Below are 18,688 nucleotides of genomic sequence, written 5' to 3' on the forward strand. Positions count from 1 at the left end.
CGCTCCGCCGCCCCGGCGCATTTTTACCACATCAACACCCGCGTGGGCGCGTTCTCCAACGAACGCCCGCCGAGGCGGCTCGTCTTGACGAGCCGACTCGGCGGGGTTTCTGGATCAGTGCGCGAAGTGGCGCGTGGCGGTGAAGTACATCGTCACGCCCGCAGCCTCGCAGGCCTTGATGGTGAGCTCGTCGCGGATCGAGCCGCCGGGCTGGACGATCGCCTTGACGCCGGCGTCGATCAGGATCTGCGGGCCGTCCTCGAAGGGGAAGAAGGCGTCGGAGGCGGCGACGGCGCCGCGGGCGCGCTCGGAGCCCTCGGCGAGGGTGTTGGCCCGCTCCACGGCCAGGCGACAGGAGTCGACGCGGTTGACCTGGCCCATGCCGATGCCGACCGAGGCACCGTCGGAGGCCAGCAGGATCGCGTTGGACTTGGCCGAGCGGCAGGCCTTCCAGGCGAAGGCCAGGTCGGCGAGGGTGGCCTCATTGGCCGCCTCGCCCGTGGCCAGCGTCCACGAGGCCGGGTCGTCGCCCTCGGCGTCGACGTGGTCGACCTGCTGCATCAGCAGGCCACCGGAGATCGGGCGGGTCTCGACCGGGGCACGCTCGTCGGCGGGTGCGACCAGGATGCGGATGTTCTTCTTGCCCTGCAGGATCTCGACGGCACCGTCCTCGTAGCCCGGAGCCACGATCACCTCGGTGAACACCTCGGCGACCTGCTGGGCCATCTCGACCGAGACCGGGCGGTTGGAGGCGATCACTCCACCGAAGGCGGAGACCGGGTCGCAGGCGTGGGCGCGGCGGTGCGCCTCGGCGATGTCCGCGCCGACGGCCAGACCGCAGGGGTTGGCGTGCTTGATGATCGCGACCGCCGGCTCGGCGAAGTCGTTGGCGGCGCGCCGGGCGGCGTCGGTGTCGGTGTAGTTGTTGTAGGACATCTCCTTGCCGTGCAGCTGCTCGGCGCGGGCGAGCCCGGCGGGGCCGAACCCGTTGAGGTAGAGAGCGGCCTTCTGGTGCGGGTTCTCGCCGTAGCGCAGGACGTTGGCCTTCTCGTACGTCCCGCCGACCCACGCCGGGAAGCCGGTGCCCTCTGAGGTGTCGGTGAGCACGGAGCCCATCCAGGAGGCGACCTGGACGTCGTAGGTCGCGGTGTGGACGAACGCCTTGGCCGCCAGCGCCTTGCGCTCCTCGTAGGTGAAGCCCTCGCCCTGCGCGGCCTCAAGAGCCTTCGCGTAGTCGGCACCGTCGGTGACGATCGCGACGGACGGGTGGTTCTTCGCGGCGGCGCGAACCATGGACGGGCCACCGATGTCGATCTTCTCGATGCAGTCGTCAATGCCGGCGCCGGAGGCGACGGTCTCGGCGAACGGGTAGAGGTTCACCACGACCAGGTCGAACGGCTCGACCTCGAGCTCCTTGAGCTGCTCGACGTGGGACTCGAGGCGGCGGTCGGCGAGGATGCCGGCGTGCACGCGCGGGTGCAGCGTCTTCACCCGGCCGTCGAGGCACTCGGGGAATCCGGTCAGGTCCTCGACCTTGGTCACCGGAAGACCCAGCTTCTCGATCAGCGCGGCCGAGCCGCCGGTCGAGACGAGCTCGACGCCGGCGTCGTGGAGCCCGCGTACCAGGTCCTCGAGACCGGTCTTGTCGTAGACGGACACGAGCGCCCGCTTGATCGTGATCTGGTCCTGCACAGCGATACTCCCCATCGGTCGATGAATTCGATGAGGGCACCCAGGCGGTCGATGCCGTCTCTCACACTCCCCGGTGGTCCCCCACCTGCGCCAGTCGTGTGCTCGTCACTCTAACCGTTCAGGCGCGCCCGAATCGAACTCGCCGACCGTCCACCGTGTAGCCCTCCCGGGCGATCCGCCCGACCGTCTCGACGAGCATCGAACGCTCGACGACCTTGATCCGCTCGTGGAGCGTCGCCTCGGTGTCGTCATCCTCCACCGGCACCGTCACCTGGGCCATGATCATCCCGGTGTCGACCCCGGCGTCGACGATGAACAGCGTCGCCCCGGTCACCTTCACGCCGTACTCCAGCGCGTCCCGCGCCCCGTGCATCCCGGGGAAGCTCGGCAACAGCGCCGGATGCGTGTTCAGCGTCTTCCCCCCGAACCGCTCCAGGAAGGCAGCTCCGACGAGCTTCATGAACCCCGCGGAGACCACCAGATCAGGCTCGTACGCCGCCACCGACTCGGCCAGCGCCGCATCCCACTCCTCACGCGCCCCGAAGTCCTTGACCCGGTGCACGAACGTCGGAATCCCGGCATCGCTCGCCCGGGTCAGCCCCTGGATCCCGTCGCGGTCGGCCCCGACCGCGACCACCTCGGCCCCGAACTCCGGGGATGCGCAGGCATCCAGCAGGGCCTGGAGATTGGTGCCCGAGCCGGACACGAGGACGACGAGACGCAGCGACATGCTGCGAACTCTAGGCGGCTGGGTCGGTCGGGAGGGAACGCCGGTGCCACCAGGTCATCGCGAGCCCGGCGAGGAGACCGGCGAGGCCGAAGAAGGCGATGGCGTTGACGAGCACCTGCCCGGCGTACGGCCCGATGTCGGCCATCCGGCCGGGGCCGACGGCGCCGCCGGCGACTCCGGACAGGACGGCGAGGAGCAGGCCGGCGACGACGCCGGCGCTGACGCCGCGGAGTGCGCCCTCCGACCAGCGCAGGGTCGGCCGGACCCGGCTGACGCGGCAGATGGCCCAGAAAGCGGTCAGCGGGCCGAGGGCCATCACCGCGGCGACCCAGGCGGGCGGGGCGCCGTTGTCGGGGAGCGCGGCGAGCATGGGGAACATCGGCAGCGGCCCGAGGGTCACCGCGGTCGGGGTGGCGGTGGTGCCGACACCGACCGAGAAGCCCGGGCCCAGGGCGTACGCACTGGAGAAGAGCACCGCGTTGGGCAGCACGAGGACGGCGAGCAGGGAGTAGAGGATGATGCCGCCGAGGTCGAGGTGGAGCTGGGAGACCACGTTGACCGAGGTGGTGAAGTCGGTGAAGAGGGCCGCGAAGAAGACCAGCGTGCTGACCGCGAACCACCACAACAGGATCGAGCGGACCATCACCAGTACGTCCACGGCCGCCCGCGGCAGCAGGGTGATCCACAGCGCCGCACGGCCGGAGCCGACCGCGATCGCGGGCAGGGCCACGACGACGCAGAGCCCGACCGACCAGGCGAACACGCCGGCGATGCTCGGCGCGGTGGCCGGGGTGCCGGCGATGATCGCGGTGGTCAGCGCGGTGCCGGCATAGCCGAGCGTGAACAGCCCGGCGACGACCGGGACGGTCAGGTCACGCTCGCCGTCGGCGAGGGCGTTGGCGTCGGGGCCGTGCAGCGAGACCGCGTCACCGACCCGGACACCGACCTGCCATAGCACCCAGGCGAGGACGAGGGTCAGCCCGAGCGGGACGACGGTGACCGCGACCCCGGAGACGAGGACGCCCGAACCGTGACCGAGCAGCCACCCGAGCGCGGCGACACGCAGGGCGTCCGACGGCTCGCCGTGGGCTCCCATGTCGCTGATGAACCAGCCGAGGATGCCGATCGCCAGGCACACGACCAGCGTGGCGCCGGCCGTGCCGATGCCGCCCAGCAGGGCGACCGCGACCAGCGGGCGGCGGTGGCGGAGATCGTGGAGATCATCCGCGACTCGCCCGCGGTCAGGGGTGCGTGGAGGCAGCAGCGAGGACATCGCGTCTCATCCTCGCAACCCGCGTCGTCTCGATCTCGGCGACGCGCCGCCTGAGGCGTTCACCGGGTTGGTCACAGCGGTTGATACCCGCCTGTGCATCTGCGGGTATTGCCGTTCATTCGACCGAATCACCTACAGTTGACCGCTGACATGGGCATGACCACGGCAGACCACGAGACCTTCGAGGCGTTCTATCAGGACGTCCGTGGACGCCTCCTTCTCCAAACCTGGTCGCTGACCGGGGATCTGGAGGCCGCCAAGGCTGCCGTGCGCGGCGCGCTGGTCATCACCTGGCACCACTGGCGCAAAGTGAAGCCGATGGACGACTTCGAGCGCGAGGACTGGGTCCGCCCGATCGCCTGGTCCAAGGCGATCCGCAACCACTCGGTGCCGCTGCTCCACCGCGACCAGACGATCGCGCCGGAGGCCCGCCACACTCTCTCCGCGCTGCGCGGCCTTCCGCTCCACGACCGCAAGGTCTTCCTGCTCGGCCACCTCACCAGCGTCGACCTGGCCCAGCTGGCCCGCGAGGTCGGCACCCCGATCAGCCGCACCGAGACCGACCTGCAGGGCGCCAACGCCACCATCTGCGCCGAGCTCGGCATCGCTCCGGAGCAGCTGCAGTCCATCTTCGACCCGCTCGTCGACGTGCTCACCGAGCAGCCCTGGCCGAAGACCTCGACGATCACCACCGCCGGCGCCGTGCGCCGCCGGGTGCACACCACCATCGGCGCGGTCGCGGCCATCGCCGCCCTGGTCGGCACCGGCTTCTTCGTCACCCAGGACGCCGAGACCGAGCCCCGGCTCAACACGCTCTCGATGCAGTCCGCGGCCGAGGAGTTCGAGGTCGAGCCGAGCCAGATCCCCGGCAAGAAGCTCACTGCCAAGGACCTGATGACCGAGGAGGAGGTCGCGAAGATCTACGGCGGCTCCTGGGCCGTCGACATCTCCTCCGACAACCTCGAGGGCACCGGCCTCACCATCCCCTGCCAGGCCGACACCTCGGCCGACAAGCGGCCGGCCGCGAGCCTGGCGCGCACCTTCATCGCCAAGGCGAAGGCGACGTCCGCCGGCACCACGATCGAGTCGTCGGTCGACGCGAAGGCGGCGGCTGCGGCGTACAAGAAGATGCAGGGGTGGTACGCAGCGTGCGCCGAGCCCCGCTACCAGCTGATCTTCACCGAGTCGGTCGACGGCATCGGCGACCAGGCGACCCTCTTCACCTACCGCGACTGGGAGAACAACCGGGCCGTCACTTACGGCGTCGCGCGCACAGGCAGGCACACCGCCGCGGTCACCGTGAAGACCGAGGGCAAGTCGAGCACGACCGCGGCCAAGACCTCGACCATGCTCGGCACCGCCGTCCACAACCTCTGCTCGATGCCGGGCGCGGGCGCATGCGTGGAGACCAAGCGACCGCGTACGACGGTGGTCCCGATCGCCACCGGAACGGCGCCCGGGCTGATCAACGAGACCGATCTGCCCCCGGTCGCCACCATCGGCGACCCGTGGGAGGGCACCGAGGCGAAGCCGGCCAAGACGAACCCCGCCCAGACCCGCTGCGACAACACCGAGTTCACCGTCAAGGGCATGACCGGCGCCCAGACACGCTCCTTCGTGATCCCAGAGACGAAGAAGAAGCTCAACGCGACCTTCGGGCTCACCGAGACCGTCGGCAAGTTCAGCTCCGCCAAGGAGGCGCAGGCGTTCAACGTCGCGATCAAGGGCCGGCTGGACAAGTGCAGCGACAAGCAGCTCGGCAGCCACGTCACCCAGCTCGCGACCGAGTCCATCAAGGACGGCGCGATCACCGTGTGGGACATCCGCGTCGAGCTCGAGAACTCCTCGGTCTATTACCGGATGGCGGCGATCCGGCGCGGCGCCACCGTCGCCCAGATGAGTTTCAACCCCGATGGCGACGCTGACATGAGCAACTCGGACTTCGTTGCGCTCACCAAACGCGCCGCATACCGGCTCGACTATCTCTGAGCCAGTTTCCTCCCGGATGCAACCGGACCTGCCTCCCATGCATCTGACCCTCTGAGGCTGGCGCAGGGCCAGATCAGGGTCCGGCCAGTCTGGGGAGGCAAGCGATGGACGAGGACGAGTTCGACGCGTTCTACAACGCGTCCTACCGCCGCGTGTGCGCTCAGGTGTACGCCATGATCGGCGACTCCGACGAGGCCGCCGAATGCGTCCAGGAGGCCTTCGCCCGCGCCTGGGCCCACCGCCGGAAGCTGTCCTCGGTCGACTACCCGGAAGCCTGGGTCCGCACCACCGCCTACCGCCTCGCCGTCGGCCGCTGGCGCCGAAAGAAGTACGCCGGCCGCGTCACCGACAGAGCCGTCGGCGTCCGCACGGAGATGCCCGCCGTCGACGAGACGCACGTCGCCCTCGTCGCCGCGCTCAAGAAGCTCCCCGAGGCTCAGCGTCAGGCGATCGTCCTGCACCACATCGCCGACCTGCCCGTCCACCAGGTCGCAGCCGAGGTCGGCGTGCCGACCGGAACCATCAAGGCCCGCCTCTCCCGCGGGCGCACCGCGCTGGCAGCTCTGCTGGCCGACGAAGCGCCCGGCACTGCGCTGGAAGGAGGCGTGCGATGAGCGACCCGATCCCCCGCCTGGACCAGTTCCGCGCGAATACCCCTGGAGCACCGATGAAGTCCGCAGCCGAGGTACGCCGACGGGGTGACCAGATCCGCCGCCGTCAGCGCACCCTCGTCACCGCCGGAGCCGTGGCCCTGGCCGCGGTCCTCGCCGGGCCGATCATCTTCCTCTCGGCCGGATTCGGCGACAAGGGCATCGACCCGGCCCCCGCGCCCAGCGAGACGCCGAGCACGATCATCCCCAGCCCGTCGGCCTCGGCCTCCGCGCCGGCGTCGGACCTCACCCGCGCCGCCCTCCCCATCGCTGCCGACCTGGTCGCCGACGACCCCTTCCCGGCGTGGGTCGAGGAGCAGACCTATGACGGCGAGGGCAAGGGCGAGCACAACGAGTGCCTGACCGCATCGCTGGCCGACGCCGGTGCGCTGGCGACCGTGCGCCGTGACTTCGTCCCCCAGCCCGGGGACGAGCTGTCGGCCTCGGCCGGGAACCTGAAGGCCGTCGTCGCCGAGTTCGAGTCGCCCGAGGAGGCCGAGAAGGCGCGCGGCGAGCTCGCCGAGGCAGCGGCCGCGTGCCGCGGCGTGGTTGCCCCTGAGACGGCGGGCTCGCTCCCCGTCGAAGGTGGCGTCGTCTCCGCCGGGAACATCGAGGTGGTGACGTACCAGCCTGACGACCCGGAGATGAGAGCGGTCTGGGAGGTCGCGACGGCCGTCGTCTCCGCCGACGACCGGGTCCTGGTGATGACGCGGAAGCGCGGCGTACAGAGCTACGTCTCGCCGACCGACCTGCAGACCTCGGCCGTCAACGCCGCCCACCGGATGATCGGTGCGAAGAGTCCGGTCGAGGCGTCCTCGAACCCGCCGGCCTCCTCACCGGCGACCAGCAAGGCTCCGGAGCCGACCCTGTCGGCACGCAACCTGCTCACCGGGGAGGACGCGATCTATCCCAACGGAGGACCACTGGACTGGGTGGAGAGCTCCGAGTCGACGAAAACGGGCGAGACCGCGCCCGCGGGCAACGCCTGCTGGCAGAGCTCCATGAAGGCCCGCGGCGCGATCGCCACCATGCAGCGCGACTTCCTCCTGGTGACCGCCGAGGGCGGCGACTCCGACGCCGATGCGTACCTCAACGAGACGATCGCCGAGTTCTCCTCGAACGAGGAGGCCCAGGCGGCGTACGAGGACGTGCTCACCTGGTTCGACGGCTGCGGCCCCGAAGGCTCGGACAGCTTCAAACCCAACCCGTTCGAGAACGTGCCGATGGCGGCGCCGGCTGAGGGCGTGACCGGGCTCGCCATCTACGGCCCGATCACGGCCGCCCCAGGGACGCAGTACGACCCCGCGGGCCGCGAGGAGGACGGGTGGTTCCTGGAGATGGGCGTCGTGCTCAGCGGCACCCGGATCGCCGTCCTCAGCCAACTGATGAGCGGGCAGGACTACACCTGGCCGGCGGAGGATGGCGGTACGCCGGTGCAGCAGATGCTCCCCGCCGCGGCCGATCGGCTCTCGTCCAGATGACCGGATATGCAACCCATGTGGACGCTCGCACGTATCAATCCGCGACACTGACGCTCCTGCAAGGGTCGGGTAAAGCCAGCCGGGGAGGCAAGACGATGGACGAGGACGAGTTCGACGCGCTGTACAACGCGTCCTACCGCCGCTTGTGTGCTCAGCTGTACGCCATGATCGGCGACTTCGACGAAGCTGCGGAGTGCGTGCAGGAGGCGTTCGCCCGCGCTTGGGCGCACCGGCGGAAGATGTCCTCGGTCGACTACCCCGAAGCCTGGGTCCGCACGACCGCCTACCGTCTCGCGGTGGGCCGCTGGCGCCGGAAGAAGTACGCCGGGAGGGCCGCCGACAGAGCCGTCGGCGTCCGCACGGAGATGCCGGCGGTCGACGAGTCGCACGTGGCTCTCGTCGCCGCGCTCAGGAAGCTCCCCGAGGCGCAGCGTCAGGCCATCGTCCTGCACCACATCGCCGATCTTCCGGTCCATCAGGTGGCCGCCGAGGTCGGTGCGCCCACCGGCACCATCAAAGCCCGCTTGGCTCGAGGACGAGCCGCTCTCGCGGAGCTGCTCGCCGAGGACAATCCCGGCGCCGTCTGGAAGGAGGCCTGAGATGAATGACCCGATCTCGCGTCTGGACCAGTTCCGCGCCGATGCCCCCGGAGCGCCGATGAGCTCCGCGGCCGAGGCACGGAGGCGGGGTGATCAGATCCGGAGACGGAAGCGCACCGTGCTCACCGCGAGCGCGGCAGCCGTGGCCGCCGTCGTCGCCGGGCCGATCATCTTCCTCTCCACCGGACTCGGCGACAAGGGCATCGACCCTGCACCGGCACCGAGCGACAGCGCGGCCGCGCCCAGCGCATCCGCGTCCGCCTCGGCGTCCGATCTCAGCCGGGCCAACCTGCCGACCGAGGACGACCTCGTCGCCGACGACCCCTATCCGGCCTGGGTCCAGGAGCAGACCTACGACGGCGAGGGCACCGACCCCTACAACGACTGTCTGACCGACTCGCTGGGCGACTCCGGGTCGCTGGCGACGTACCGCCGCGAATTCGTCGCGGAGCCCGGGGAGGAGATGGCAGACGCGGCAGGCACGCTGAACGCGGTCGTCGCCGAGTTCGGCTCAGCCGACGAGGCCGAGAAGGTACGCACCGAACTCTCGGACGCGGCAACCTCGTGCCCCGGCGTGGACGGAGCTGAGGTGGCCGGCTCGCTCCCGGTCGAGGGCGACGTCATCTCCGGCGGTGACGTCGACGTGGTGACGTACCAGCCTGATGACCCCGAGATGAACGCGGTCTGGGAGACCGCGACGGCCGTCGTGTCCGCAGAGGACCGCGTGCTGGTGATGACCCGGAAGCGTGGCGTGCAGGACTACGTGTCACCGACCACCCTGCAGACCTCCGCCGTCAACGCCGCCTACCGGATGGTCGGCGCCGCGCCCCCGGGCGAACCGTCCGCCGACCCGACGGAGACAGGATCGCCCGCGGCGGAAGGTCTCAGCGCCGTCAACCTGATCGACGGCAGCACCCTCCCCGCGCTCGACCGCTTCGAGAGCCCGCTCGGCTGGAACCAGTACACGCCCACTCCCGACGTGCCGACCCTCGCCTGCCAGAAGGAGTGGCTCTCCTCGCTCGGCGCCACGGCGAAGATCGCCTCCGACTACCGCTGGGACACCGACAGCGCCATGGTCGGCCAGGTCCACGTGGCGGTGCTGGAGTTCGCCGATGAGAACGCCGCCGGCGCTGCGTACAACGAGGTCATGGAGTGGATGGAGGTCTGCCCGGCCAACAAGCTCGGCGTCGACCCGGACGTCACCGCGCTGCCCATGGATGTCAGTTCCGAGCTCAATGCCGGGCCGAAGCGCGCGGCACGGTCGCAGACGACGTACCCCGGGGAGGACGGCAACGACAGCATGTGGTTCGAGACCGAGCTGGTCGCGGAGTACGAGACCCGGCTCGTCCTGGTCGGCTACGCCGAGCTCGCCGGCCCCTGCCCGCCGAGCACCGGCGACAAGAACGACCCGTGCTACCAGCCCGACCAGCCCGACTCCTGGCCCGGCCGGATCCTCGCGATCGAGAAGGCGGCGGTCACCGCCGGGATCAGCGACCTGCGCTGACAGCGAGTCGGGAGACTCCTGTCACAACGCGCACACAGCGGGAAGACACCTCCGGGCCCGGGCGTTCGGGCAGTTCAGAGCCCTGAACCGCGTCCACCTTGGAGTAGCCCTCTCGTGTCCACCGCCCCCACCGCCCCGACTGCACCCGCCAGGCGGCGGCTGCCGCTTCCGTCCTTCTCGGTCCAGATCATTCTCGGCCTCGTCCTAGGCGTCGCGCTCGGTGCGGTCGCACGAGCGATCGGTCCCGGCGCCGGCGACGAGGCCAACTGGCTGACGACGACCCTCTCAACGATCGGCGACTCGTTCGTCTCGCTGCTCAAGGCCGTCGTCGTACCGCTGATCTTCACCGCCATCATCGCCTCGATCGCCAACCTGCGTACGGTCAGCAACGCGGCCCGGCTCGCGGGCCAGACGCTGCTGTGGTTCGCCATCACCGCGGCGATCTCGGTCACCATCGGCATCGGCCTGGGGCTGCTCTTCCGGCCCGGCAGCAACACCGCGGTCAGCACCGCCGACGCGGCCGAGGCCGGCGCATCCGCCTCGTGGCTCGACTTCCTCCAGGGCCTGATCCCCGGCAACTTCCTCGGTCTCGAGGCATCGACCAGCGTCGAGCAGGTCGGCGGGAGCCCGCTCGCGGAGACCGCGCTGAGCTTCAACGTCCTCCAGGTGCTCGTGGTGGCCCTCGCGATCGGCATCGCGGCGCTCAAGACCGGCGAGAAGGCCGAGCCGTTCCTCGCCTTCAACCGCTCCTTCCTCGCCATCGTGCAGAAGGTGCTGTGGTGGATCATCCGGCTGGCGCCGATCGGCACCCTCGGCCTGATCGGCAACGCGGTCGCCTCCTACGGCTGGGACTCGCTGAGCTCTCTGGCCTGGTTCGCGGTGGCCGTCTACGTCGGCCTGGCACTGGTGCTGTTCGTCGTCTACCCGGTGCTGCTGCGGGTCAACGGCCTCAACCCGCTGGCGTACTTCCGCGGCGCGTGGCCGGCGATCCAGCTCGCCTTCGTCTCGCGCTCGTCGGTGGGCACCATGCCGGTGACCGAGCAGGTGACGGTCAAGAACCTCGGCGTCCCCCAGGAGTACGCCTCGTTCGCCGTCCCGCTGGGCTCGACCACGAAGATGGACGGCTGCGCGTCGATCTACCCGGCGATCTCGGCGATCTTCGTCGCCCAGATCTTCGGGATCGACCTCGGCATCACCGACTACCTGCTGATCGCCTTCGTCTCGGTCGTCGGCTCGGCCGCCACCGCCGGCCTCACCGGTGCCGTCGTGATGCTGACGCTCACGCTCTCGACCCTCGGCCTGCCGCTGGCCGGCGTCGGCCTGCTGCTGGCGATCGACCCGATCCTCGACATGGGACGTACCGCGGTCAACGTCGCCGGACAGGCGCTCGTGCCGACCATCGTGGCCAAGCGCGAGGGCATCCTCGACGTCGGCCGCTACCGCTCCGCCTCCACGGCCGGGCTCCTGGCCGACGACGAGCCCGTCAAGGAGACGGTCGCCGCCTGACGTCCCCGGACAGCCCCGGACGTACGCGATCGAGCGCCCCGGCAGCCAACTGGCTGCCGGGGCACTCTGACTCACTCCGGGTAGGACGAAGCGGCTCGCGCAGCCCGAAGGGCCTCGGCCCACCACGCCAGCTGGGCGAGCATCCCCTTGGCGTAGACGGCCGAGTCCGGGTCGCTGGGGCGGCCGTCCTCGTCGAGCCGCTCCCAGTAGCGCGGGAAGGAGAGACGGGCCTGGAGCGGGTGGGCGTGCAGCTCGGTGAGCACGTTCTCCAGATGCAGGGTGGCATGCCGGCCACCGCTGTCACCGCCGTAGGAGACCAGTGCGACCGGCTTGGCCTGCCATTGGGTGAAGTGCCAGTCCAGCGCCGACTTCAGCGAGGCCGGGAAGCTGTGGTTGTACTCAGGGGTGACGATGACGAAGCCCTCGGCGGCTTCGAGCGCGTCGGTGAGGTCGGTCTGGCCATCCGGCCGCGGATAGTCCGCGCCTGCCATCTTGGGTGACTCGGCAGGCAGGGACAACGGGATCTCGTGGTCGGCAAGGTCGATCACCTCGACCTGGAGGCCGCCGTACGCCTCGGCCTGCTCGGCCATCCAGGAGCCGAAGATCGGGCCGCCGCGGCCTTCCCGGACGCTGGCGGTGATGACTGCGATACGTAGTGGTTGGGTCATGCCGTCCAGGTTCACGCGGCTCGGCGAGCCGCGGGAGACCGAGCCGAGGCTGGCCCCAGCAGGGCCACCCTGACCGCCCCGCCGGACCGTAGGCTTGATGACATGCCAGCCAACGCGGGAGCCCTCGGCTCGTTCATCCGGGACCGCCGCGACCAGACCGCCCCGGAGAGCGTCGGTCTCCCGGAGGGCGTACGCCGCCGGGCCCCCGGTCTGCGGCGCTCCGAGCTGGCCACGCTGGCCGGGATCAGCGTGGAATACCTGGTGCGGATCGAGCAGGGCCGCGACCGCCACCCCTCACCGCAGGTCCTGCGGGCCATCGGTGACGCGCTCCACCTCGACGCCGCCGCTCACGAGCACCTGCGCACCCTCGCGATGGCCTCCGGCGGGCAGTGCGTCGGCCCCCGCTCCTCCGGCCGTGACGTACGCCCCGGCGCACGCGCCCTGGTGGAACAGTTCGAGCCGGGTATCGCCGTGCTCACCAACCGGCTCGGCGACCTGCTGGCCCACACGTCCATGTTCGACCTGCTCGCCCGGCCCCTCGGGATGCTCGACGACGCGGAGCCCAACCTCACCGCGTACGCCTTCCTCCACCCGCGCGCCCGCGAGGCGTTCCCCGACTGGGCGCGGGTGGCCGACGACCTGGTCGCCAACCTCTACCGCGGCCCCAACCCCGTCGCCGCGCGGATGATGATCGAGGCGATGTCTGACCGGGCGGGGCCTGAGTTCACCGACCGGCTGACCCGCCACGACCCGCCTCACGGCGGCGTATGGCGCTGGCTGCATCCCGACGCCGGCGAGCTGCGGTTCGACGTCGAGGAGCTCGAGCTTCCGGCCGCCGACAACCAGCAGATCCAGGTCCTGATGCCGGCCGACGAGGCGACCGCCGAGGCCCTCAACACGATGCGGCACCGCCGCTCCGGAAGCCTGCGGGCGGTCTGACCTAGGCCGCCATGGTCACTCTCGGCCGCTCTTCTCTGCGTCGCCGTCGGCCGACAGGCTGTGCCAGACCTCGTAGGCGACGGACGCCGCACCCTCCGCGTCTCCGGATGCGAGCAGATCGATCAGGGTGTCGTGACGTTCGACCGAAGCCCGGCCGTCGGCGTCGAAGCGGAGTCGCTCGGCGCGGCGCACCAGCGGGTCGAACTGCTCGAGGACCGCTTCGATGGCCCGGTTGCCCAGGACTGCCACAGGGACGCGGTGAAGCTCCTCGTCGGCATCGAGAGCCGCGCTGACGTCGCCGGCACCCACCGCCTCCGCGAACCGGCGGTTGGCCTCGCGCATGCGATCGAGGTCCGGCTCCCCCAGCTTGCCGGCGACCTCGCGTGCGGCCAGCTGGTGCATCGCGGCCACCACGTCGCGTGCGTCGCGCACGGCTTGCGACTCGATCGTGCTCACGGTCGTCGACCGTCCGGGCAGGGCCACAACGAGGCCGCTCCCCCCGAGGCGTAGCAGCGCCTCGCGGACGGGGGTGCGGCTGACACCGAGCCACGCCGCCAGCTCGCCGTCCTTCAACTGCTCGCCGGGCCCGAATGTGCCATCGACGATCGCATCTCTGAGCCGTCGGTAGACGTCGTCGCGGAGAAGCGTGCGGTCGACCGAGGGCGTTCCTGTGGGGATCGGCATGCAACATATTGCACACGGATCCCGGGACCGACGCAAACCCAGAACAGCCCTTGTCCTCGAGTGTTGCATGCAATATATTGCACATTGGCGGCCAGATCCGTCGCCGAAACCGCCCGCGGGACCGCCTCGCGGCACACGAAAGGAACGGCAGCATGAGCACCATCGGTCAGCAGATCAAGAACATCGTCCTGGTGCACGGGGCCTTCGCCGACGGCGCGGGATGGCGCCGCGTCTACGACGACCTCACCGCCCGCGGCTACCGCGTGAGCATCGTGCAGAACCCCCTGACGTCGCTCGCCGACGACGTCGCAGCGACCACGCGGGTCCTCGATCGCCAGGACGGTCCGACCGTCCTGGTCGGTCACTCGTGGGGCGGCACCGTCATCACGGAGGCAGGCAACCACCCGAACGTCGCCGGTCTCGTCTACGTCTCGGCGCTCGCGCCGGCTTCGGGCGAGACGACCGCGCAGCAGTACGAGGGTTTCGCACCCACCCCCGATTTCGTCATCGAGGTCGGCGAGGACGGCTACGGATTCCTCAGCTCCGAGAAGTTCAAGGCCGGCTTCGCGGCGGACGCGAGCGATGAGGACGCCGCGTTCCTCCGCGACTCGCAGGTGCCGATCAACATGTCGGTGTTCGACGAGGCCGTGACCCACGCCGCGTGGGGCGACAAGCCCAGCTGGGCCGTCATCGCCACCGACGACAAGTCGTTCGACCAGGCGATGCTCCAGCACATGGCCAGCCGTGCGGGCGCCAAGATCACGAACGTGTCCGCGAGCCACGCGCTGTACATCACCCAGTCGGGCGTCGTCGCCGACACGATCGTCGATGCCGCCGAGCACGCACTGACCGCGGTCGGCTGAGTCACGCGGGCGCTGAGTTCATCCGACCACTGAAGCGCGGGGAGCGGCGGCCCGGCCTGCCGCAGCCGGGGCCCACTCCTCGAAGAAGGCACACCATGATCATCACCACGTTCCAGGCGCCCCTGTGGATCGAGCTGCTTGCGGCCGGTCTCGGCGGGCTGCAGGGCGCTCTCTTCGCCGCAGGCGAGCGCCAGTGCCGCATCGACATCCTGGGAGTCGTCGTCATCGGACTCTCCGTCTCACTCGGCGGAAGCCTGCTGCGCGACATCTTGCTCAATCAGCCGCCCGTGGTGATCTGGAGCAACTGGTACCTGCTCGTGGCCGGCGCCTCCGCGGTCCTCGGAATGATGGTTCAGCCCCTGCTGGCGCGCGCCGACTGGACGATCATCGCCCTGGATGCGGTCGTGATGGGCCTGTTCGCCGCGATCGGCGCCTCCAAGGCGCTCGCGCTCGGGGCGAGTGAAGCCGGTGCACTGGTGGTCGGGGTCGTAGGCGCCATCGGAGGCGGGATGCTGCGCGACGTCATCCTGAGCCTGCCGTTCTCGTTCCTACAGGTCGGGACCCTGTACGCCGCAGCGGGCACGGGCGCCGGCATCCTCATCCTGCTCGTCGGCCTCGGCACCCCGGTGCCGGTGGCGGGCTTGGTCTGCGTCATCGCGACGGCGACCCTCCGACTCGTCGCCGTGCGCTTCGAATGGCGTTTCCCCGAGCAGGGGCCGCTGCGCCTCCGGGGCCCTGCGCGCGGCCCGACGGCGCGTCTCCGCGAGTGATCAGCTCGACGGGATGTAGAGCTTGTAACCAGGAGGCAGCTTGTCGGGCAGCCTGGAGCCGTTGAAGATCCGCAGCTCCTCCTCGGTGATGCGGAACTTCTTGGCCACGCTCGCGTAGGTGTCCCCGGCGACGGTCGTGTAGACCGTCTCGCCGGTGCCGGGCTGGGGTTTCGGCTTCGGCTTGGGCTTGACCGCATTGGCCGGGATCTCGATCATCGCGCCGGCGAGCAGCTTGGTGGGGTCCTCGTAGCCGTTGTGCGCCATCAGCGCATCCGCGGTGACGCCGAACCTCTTGCCGATGCTGACGAACGTGTCACCGGCGACGACCCTGTACTTCTTCAGCTTCGGCTTCGCCGTCGGGATCTTGATCTCGCTCCCCGCCAGCAGCTTGGTGGGATCCTCGTAGCCGTTGTAGGCCATCAGCTCGCCCACCTCGACGCCGAACTTCTTGGCGATGCCGGAGAAGGTGTCACCGGGCGCCACGGCGTATGTCTTCCCAGCAGGCTTTGCGGGCGGGCTCACCACGAGCACGGCCCCCGCTCGGATCTTGGCGGGGTCGGCGATCTGGTTCCAGGTCGCGAGGTCAGTGACCTTGACGCCGTACGTCTTGGCGATACCGGAGAGCGTCTCCCCCGGTTGGACGGTGTGGGTCTTCCGCTCCGCCTTTGCCTGATCCACACTCTGGTGCGTGCTGTGGGTCGATGCCGCCGCCGGGATCGCCCCGGTGACCGACGAACCGACTGAGGCTGAAACAGCAATAACGACCGCACCCGAGATCAAACGCGTCATTCTCTTGGCCATAGCCGTCACAGTAATCCGTTCGGACGCTCACGGGCGCCCATTCGAACCAATCCCCGAAAACGCGACCGCCCCGCGACCTTGCAGGTCGCGGGGCGGTCAGATGCAGACGTACGTCAGAGGGACTGCAGGATCTCGCGAGCGAGAGCAGCGGTCTCCGACGGGGTCTTGCCGACCTTGACGCCGGCGGCCTCGAGGGCCTCCTTCTTCGCCTGCGCGGTTCCGGCGGAGCCGGACACGATCGCACCGGCGTGACCCATGGTCTTACCCTCCGGCGCGGTGAAGCCGGCGACGTAGCCGACGACAGGCTTGGAGATGTTGTCCTTGATGTAGGCCGCGGCCCGCTCCTCGGCGTCGCCACCGATCTCACCGATCATGACGATGAGCTTGGTCTCGTCGTCCTTCTCGAACGCCTCGAGGGCGTCGATGTGGGTGGTGCCGATGATCGGGTCACCGCCGATGCCGATGGCGGTGGAGAAGCCGAAGTCCTTCAGCTCGTACATCATCTGGTAGGTCAGCGTGCCCGACTTGGAGACGAGACCGACCGGGCCCTTGCCGGTGATGGTGTGCGGGGTGATGCCGGCCAGCGACTCGCCCGGCGTGATGATGCCGGGGCAGTTCGGGCCGATCATCCTGGTGGCCTTGCCCTGCAGGTAGGACCACACCTCGGCGGTGTCCTGGACCGGGACGCCCTCGGTGATCACGACGATCAGCGGCATCTCGGCGTCGATGGCCTCGATGCAGGCGTCCTTGGTGAACGCCGGCGGCACGAAGAGCACCGACACGTTGGCGCCGGTCTCCTTCATCGCCTCCGCGACCGTGCCGAACACCGGGAGCTCCACGTCGGCGCCCTGGGCGTCCTTGTGGGTGACCGTGGTGCCGGCCTTACGGGCGTTGACGCCACCGACGATCTGGGCGCCCGAGTCGAGCATCAGGGCGGTGTGCTTCGCACCCATGCCGCCGGTGATGCCCTGGACGATGACCTTGCTGTCCTTGTTGAGGTAGATGCTCATGTTTCTCTCTCCTGACCTCAGGCGTTGGCCAGCTCGGCGGCCTTGTCGGCGCCGCCGTCCATGGTGTCGACGATGGTGACCAGCGGGTGGTTGGCCTCACTGAGGATCTGGCGACCCAGGTCCACGTTGTTGCCGTCCAGACGCACGACGAGCGGCTTGGTGGCCTCGTTGCCGAGGATGTCCAGCGCGCCGACGATGCCCTTGGCGACCTCGTCACACGCGGTGATGCCACCGAAGACGTTCACGAACACGGACTTGACCTGCTCGTCGTTCAGGATGACGTCGAGACCGTCGGCCATGACCTGCGCGTTGGCGCCGCCACCGATGTCGAGGAAGTTGGCGGGCTTGACGCCGCCGTGAGCCTCACCGGCGTACGCGACCACGTCGAGCGTCGACATGACCAGACCCGCGCCATTGCCGATGATGCCGACCTGGCCGTCGAGCTTGACGTAGTTGAGGCCCTTGTCCTTGGCCTTGGCCTCGAGCGGGTCCTCCTCGTCACGGATGACGAACTGCTCGTGGTCCTCGTGGCGGATCTCGGAGGCGTTGTCGTCCAGCGACACCTTGCCGTCCAGGGCCTCCAGCTTGTCGCCCTCGAGGCGAGCCAGCGGGTTGACCTCGACGAGCGTCGCGTCCTCCTCGGTGAACACCGTGTAGAGGCTCTCGATCATCGCGACGGCCTGCTCGAAGACGGGCTCCGGGAAGCCGCACTCGGTCGCGATCTCACGCGCCTTGGCCTCGTCGACACCCTTGCCGGGGTCGATGCCGATCTTCTTCACGGCGTCGGGGTTGGTCTTGGCGACCTCCTCGATCTCCACACCACCCTCGACGGACGCGATGCAGAGGTACTGCCGGTTCGACCGGTCCAGCAGGAAGGAGAAGTAGTACTCCTCCACCGGCGGGGTCGCCGGCGTGATCAGCACCCGGTTGACACGCAGGCCCTTGATCTCCATACCGAGGATGTTCGAGGCGTGCTCGAACGCCTCGTCCGGGGTCTTGGCCAGCTTCACGCCACCGGCCTTACCTCGGCCACCGGCCTTGACCTGCGCCTTGACGACGCAGAAGCCGATCTCCTCGGCGGCCTTCCTGGCTTCCTCAGCCGTCTCGACGACGACACCTTCGGTCACGGCGACGCCGTGCTTGGCGAAGAGCTTCTTCGCCTGGTACTCCATGAGATCCACTGATCCACCTGGTCTGTGTGTTGCGGTACGGGGGCCGTACCGCATGGATCAGCGGTCGACGCCCTCGTCTTCAGATGTGTCCGTCCAGCACCATAGACCCCGCCGAGCCGGACTTACGAGCCCAGGGCACACGACGTGATGTACGCCACTAGCGGGGCATGGGGCCGGACACACCGGACATATACCAACAAATCGGCAACCTTGGGTAACAGTCCGTAGCCCTACGTAGTGACCGCCGTTTGACCCCGTACGAGGTCAAGTCCCAGGTAGTGGTGTAGCGCTGCGTTCTCCTTGATGAGGGGTCAGGCAGTCAGCGCGGGCAGGTCATCAGCTCCGATCTCGGGTTCG

17 protein-coding genes and 1 riboswitch are annotated in these 18,688 nt (G+C 69.5%); of the genes, 9 read left to right on the plus strand and 8 right to left on the minus strand.

The genetic code is table 11. The features are described from left to right. Positions 1–114: 114 nt before the first annotated feature. The 3 genes from purH to ACFWQC_RS27355 all read right to left on the minus strand — a co-directional run bounded on the left by purH (position 115) and on the right by ACFWQC_RS27355 (position 3,695). Positions 115–1,707, minus strand: a complete 1,593-nt coding sequence (purH, locus tag ACFWQC_RS27345) for a bifunctional phosphoribosylaminoimidazolecarboxamide formyltransferase/IMP cyclohydrolase (protein WP_378685684.1) — start codon at positions 1,705–1,707, stop codon at positions 115–117. A 16-nt stretch (positions 1,708–1,723) separates the two neighbouring features. After that, positions 1,724–1,800, minus strand: a riboswitch (ZMP/ZTP riboswitch). 10 nt (positions 1,801–1,810) lie between these two features. Next, the gene (gene purN, locus ACFWQC_RS27350; protein ID WP_378685687.1) at positions 1,811–2,422 is read right to left on the minus strand and encodes a phosphoribosylglycinamide formyltransferase; all 612 of its coding nucleotides are present in this window, start codon (positions 2,420–2,422) and stop codon (positions 1,811–1,813) included. Between the two features lie 10 nt (positions 2,423–2,432). After that, the gene (locus ACFWQC_RS27355; protein ID WP_378685690.1) at positions 2,433–3,695 is read right to left on the minus strand and encodes a DUF6350 family protein; all 1,263 of its coding nucleotides are present in this window, start codon (positions 3,693–3,695) and stop codon (positions 2,433–2,435) included. A gap of 150 nt (positions 3,696–3,845) precedes the next feature. Between ACFWQC_RS27355 and ACFWQC_RS27360 the strand changes: the two genes are divergently transcribed. The 6 genes from ACFWQC_RS27360 (at position 3,846) to ACFWQC_RS27385 (ending at position 11,424) form a co-directional block, all read left to right on the plus strand. Beyond that, positions 3,846–5,684: a hypothetical protein gene (locus ACFWQC_RS27360; protein WP_378685692.1), complete on the plus strand. Its 1,839-nt coding sequence runs from the start codon at positions 3,846–3,848 to the stop codon at positions 5,682–5,684. Positions 5,685–5,788: 104 nt separating this feature from the next. Continuing rightward, positions 5,789–6,298 carry an RNA polymerase sigma factor gene (locus ACFWQC_RS27365; RefSeq protein ID WP_378685695.1) on the plus strand — a complete coding sequence of 170 codons (510 nt, stop codon included), beginning with the start codon at positions 5,789–5,791 and terminating at the stop codon, positions 6,296–6,298. After that, positions 6,295–7,815 carry a hypothetical protein gene (locus ACFWQC_RS27370; protein WP_378685698.1) on the plus strand — a complete coding sequence of 507 codons (1,521 nt, stop codon included), beginning with the start codon at positions 6,295–6,297 and terminating at the stop codon, positions 7,813–7,815. Before ACFWQC_RS27365 ends, ACFWQC_RS27370 begins: the two co-directional genes overlap by 4 nt. Before the next feature lie 95 nt (positions 7,816–7,910). Further along, positions 7,911–8,414, plus strand: a complete 504-nt coding sequence (locus tag ACFWQC_RS27375; protein WP_141802860.1) for a SigE family RNA polymerase sigma factor — start codon at positions 7,911–7,913, stop codon at positions 8,412–8,414. A 1-nt stretch (position 8,415) separates the two neighbouring features. After that, positions 8,416–9,918, plus strand: a complete 1,503-nt coding sequence (locus ACFWQC_RS27380; protein ID WP_378685701.1) for a hypothetical protein — start codon at positions 8,416–8,418, stop codon at positions 9,916–9,918. Positions 9,919–10,032: 114 nt separating this feature from the next. Then, the gene (locus tag ACFWQC_RS27385; RefSeq protein WP_378685703.1) at positions 10,033–11,424 is read left to right on the plus strand and encodes a dicarboxylate/amino acid:cation symporter; all 1,392 of its coding nucleotides are present in this window, start codon (positions 10,033–10,035) and stop codon (positions 11,422–11,424) included. 71 nt (positions 11,425–11,495) lie between these two features. On the opposite strand, the gene ACFWQC_RS27390 is transcribed toward ACFWQC_RS27385, so the two are convergent. Then, on the minus strand, positions 11,496–12,092 hold the full coding sequence (locus tag ACFWQC_RS27390; protein ID WP_378685706.1) for an NADPH-dependent FMN reductase: 597 nt from the start codon (positions 12,090–12,092) through the stop codon (positions 11,496–11,498). A gap of 102 nt (positions 12,093–12,194) precedes the next feature. On the opposite strand from ACFWQC_RS27390, the gene ACFWQC_RS27395 reads away from it, so the two are divergent. Then, positions 12,195–13,031 (plus strand): helix-turn-helix domain-containing protein, encoded by an 837-nt coding sequence (locus tag ACFWQC_RS27395; RefSeq protein ID WP_378685709.1) that lies wholly within the window; start codon positions 12,195–12,197, stop codon positions 13,029–13,031. A 15-nt stretch (positions 13,032–13,046) separates the two neighbouring features. Here the strand turns inward: ACFWQC_RS27395 and ACFWQC_RS27400 are convergent, their stop codons facing one another. Further along, entirely contained in the window at positions 13,047–13,715 is a 669-nt protein-coding gene (locus tag ACFWQC_RS27400; RefSeq protein WP_378685712.1) for a GntR family transcriptional regulator, read from the minus strand. A gap of 152 nt (positions 13,716–13,867) precedes the next feature. On the opposite strand from ACFWQC_RS27400, the gene ACFWQC_RS27405 reads away from it, so the two are divergent. Together ACFWQC_RS27405 and ACFWQC_RS27410 are read left to right on the plus strand one after the other, a co-directional pair. Continuing rightward, a complete protein-coding gene (locus ACFWQC_RS27405; RefSeq protein ID WP_378685715.1) occupies positions 13,868–14,578 on the plus strand; it encodes an alpha/beta fold hydrolase in 711 nt (236 codons plus the stop codon). Positions 14,579–14,673: 95 nt separating this feature from the next. After that, positions 14,674–15,348, plus strand: coding sequence for a trimeric intracellular cation channel family protein (locus ACFWQC_RS27410; RefSeq protein ID WP_378685718.1), 675 nt, complete (start codon positions 14,674–14,676; stop codon positions 15,346–15,348). Here ACFWQC_RS27410 and ACFWQC_RS27415 read toward each other — a convergent pair whose 3' ends face one another. The 3 genes from ACFWQC_RS27415 to sucC form a co-directional block, all read right to left on the minus strand. Further along, the gene (locus ACFWQC_RS27415) at positions 15,349–16,026 is read right to left on the minus strand and encodes a LysM peptidoglycan-binding domain-containing protein (protein ID WP_378685721.1); all 678 of its coding nucleotides are present in this window, start codon (positions 16,024–16,026) and stop codon (positions 15,349–15,351) included. Positions 16,027–16,262: 236 nt separating this feature from the next. Beyond that, positions 16,263–17,159 carry a succinate--CoA ligase subunit alpha gene (sucD, locus tag ACFWQC_RS27420; protein WP_378685724.1) on the minus strand — a complete coding sequence of 299 codons (897 nt, stop codon included), beginning with the start codon at positions 17,157–17,159 and terminating at the stop codon, positions 16,263–16,265. 17 nt (positions 17,160–17,176) lie between these two features. Continuing rightward, positions 17,177–18,340, minus strand: coding sequence for an ADP-forming succinate--CoA ligase subunit beta (gene sucC, locus ACFWQC_RS27425; RefSeq protein ID WP_378685727.1), 1,164 nt, complete (start codon positions 18,338–18,340; stop codon positions 17,177–17,179). Positions 18,341–18,688: the final 348 nt, after the last annotated feature.

It is taken from the genome of Nocardioides sp. NPDC058538 (genome assembly GCF_042719275.1).
GTDB lineage: Bacteria > Actinomycetota > Actinomycetes > Propionibacteriales > Nocardioidaceae > Nocardioides.

What these genes read in the sequence shown, in the direction of transcription:
- purH (WP_378685684.1), bottom strand. Translation starts at nt 1,707, where the DNA reads ATGGGGAGTATCGCTGTGCAGGACCAGATCACGATCAAGCGGGCGCTC.
- purN (WP_378685687.1), bottom strand. Translation starts at nt 2,422, where the DNA reads ATGTCGCTGCGTCTCGTCGTCCTCGTGTCCGGCTCGGGCACCAATCTC.
- ACFWQC_RS27355 (WP_378685690.1), bottom strand. Translation starts at nt 3,695, where the DNA reads ATGTCCTCGCTGCTGCCTCCACGCACCCCTGACCGCGGGCGAGTCGCG.
- ACFWQC_RS27360 (WP_378685692.1), top strand. Translation starts at nt 3,846, where the DNA reads ATGGGCATGACCACGGCAGACCACGAGACCTTCGAGGCGTTCTATCAG.
- ACFWQC_RS27365 (WP_378685695.1), top strand. Translation starts at nt 5,789, where the DNA reads ATGGACGAGGACGAGTTCGACGCGTTCTACAACGCGTCCTACCGCCGC.
- ACFWQC_RS27370 (WP_378685698.1), top strand. Translation starts at nt 6,295, where the DNA reads ATGAGCGACCCGATCCCCCGCCTGGACCAGTTCCGCGCGAATACCCCT.
- ACFWQC_RS27375 (WP_141802860.1), top strand. Translation starts at nt 7,911, where the DNA reads ATGGACGAGGACGAGTTCGACGCGCTGTACAACGCGTCCTACCGCCGC.
- ACFWQC_RS27380 (WP_378685701.1), top strand. Translation starts at nt 8,416, where the DNA reads ATGAATGACCCGATCTCGCGTCTGGACCAGTTCCGCGCCGATGCCCCC.
- ACFWQC_RS27390 (WP_378685706.1), bottom strand. Translation starts at nt 12,092, where the DNA reads ATGACCCAACCACTACGTATCGCAGTCATCACCGCCAGCGTCCGGGAA.
- ACFWQC_RS27395 (WP_378685709.1), top strand. Translation starts at nt 12,195, where the DNA reads ATGCCAGCCAACGCGGGAGCCCTCGGCTCGTTCATCCGGGACCGCCGC.
- ACFWQC_RS27400 (WP_378685712.1), bottom strand. Translation starts at nt 13,715, where the DNA reads ATGCCGATCCCCACAGGAACGCCCTCGGTCGACCGCACGCTTCTCCGC.
- ACFWQC_RS27405 (WP_378685715.1), top strand. Translation starts at nt 13,868, where the DNA reads ATGAGCACCATCGGTCAGCAGATCAAGAACATCGTCCTGGTGCACGGG.
- ACFWQC_RS27410 (WP_378685718.1), top strand. Translation starts at nt 14,674, where the DNA reads ATGATCATCACCACGTTCCAGGCGCCCCTGTGGATCGAGCTGCTTGCG.
- sucD (WP_378685724.1), bottom strand. Translation starts at nt 17,159, where the DNA reads ATGAGCATCTACCTCAACAAGGACAGCAAGGTCATCGTCCAGGGCATC.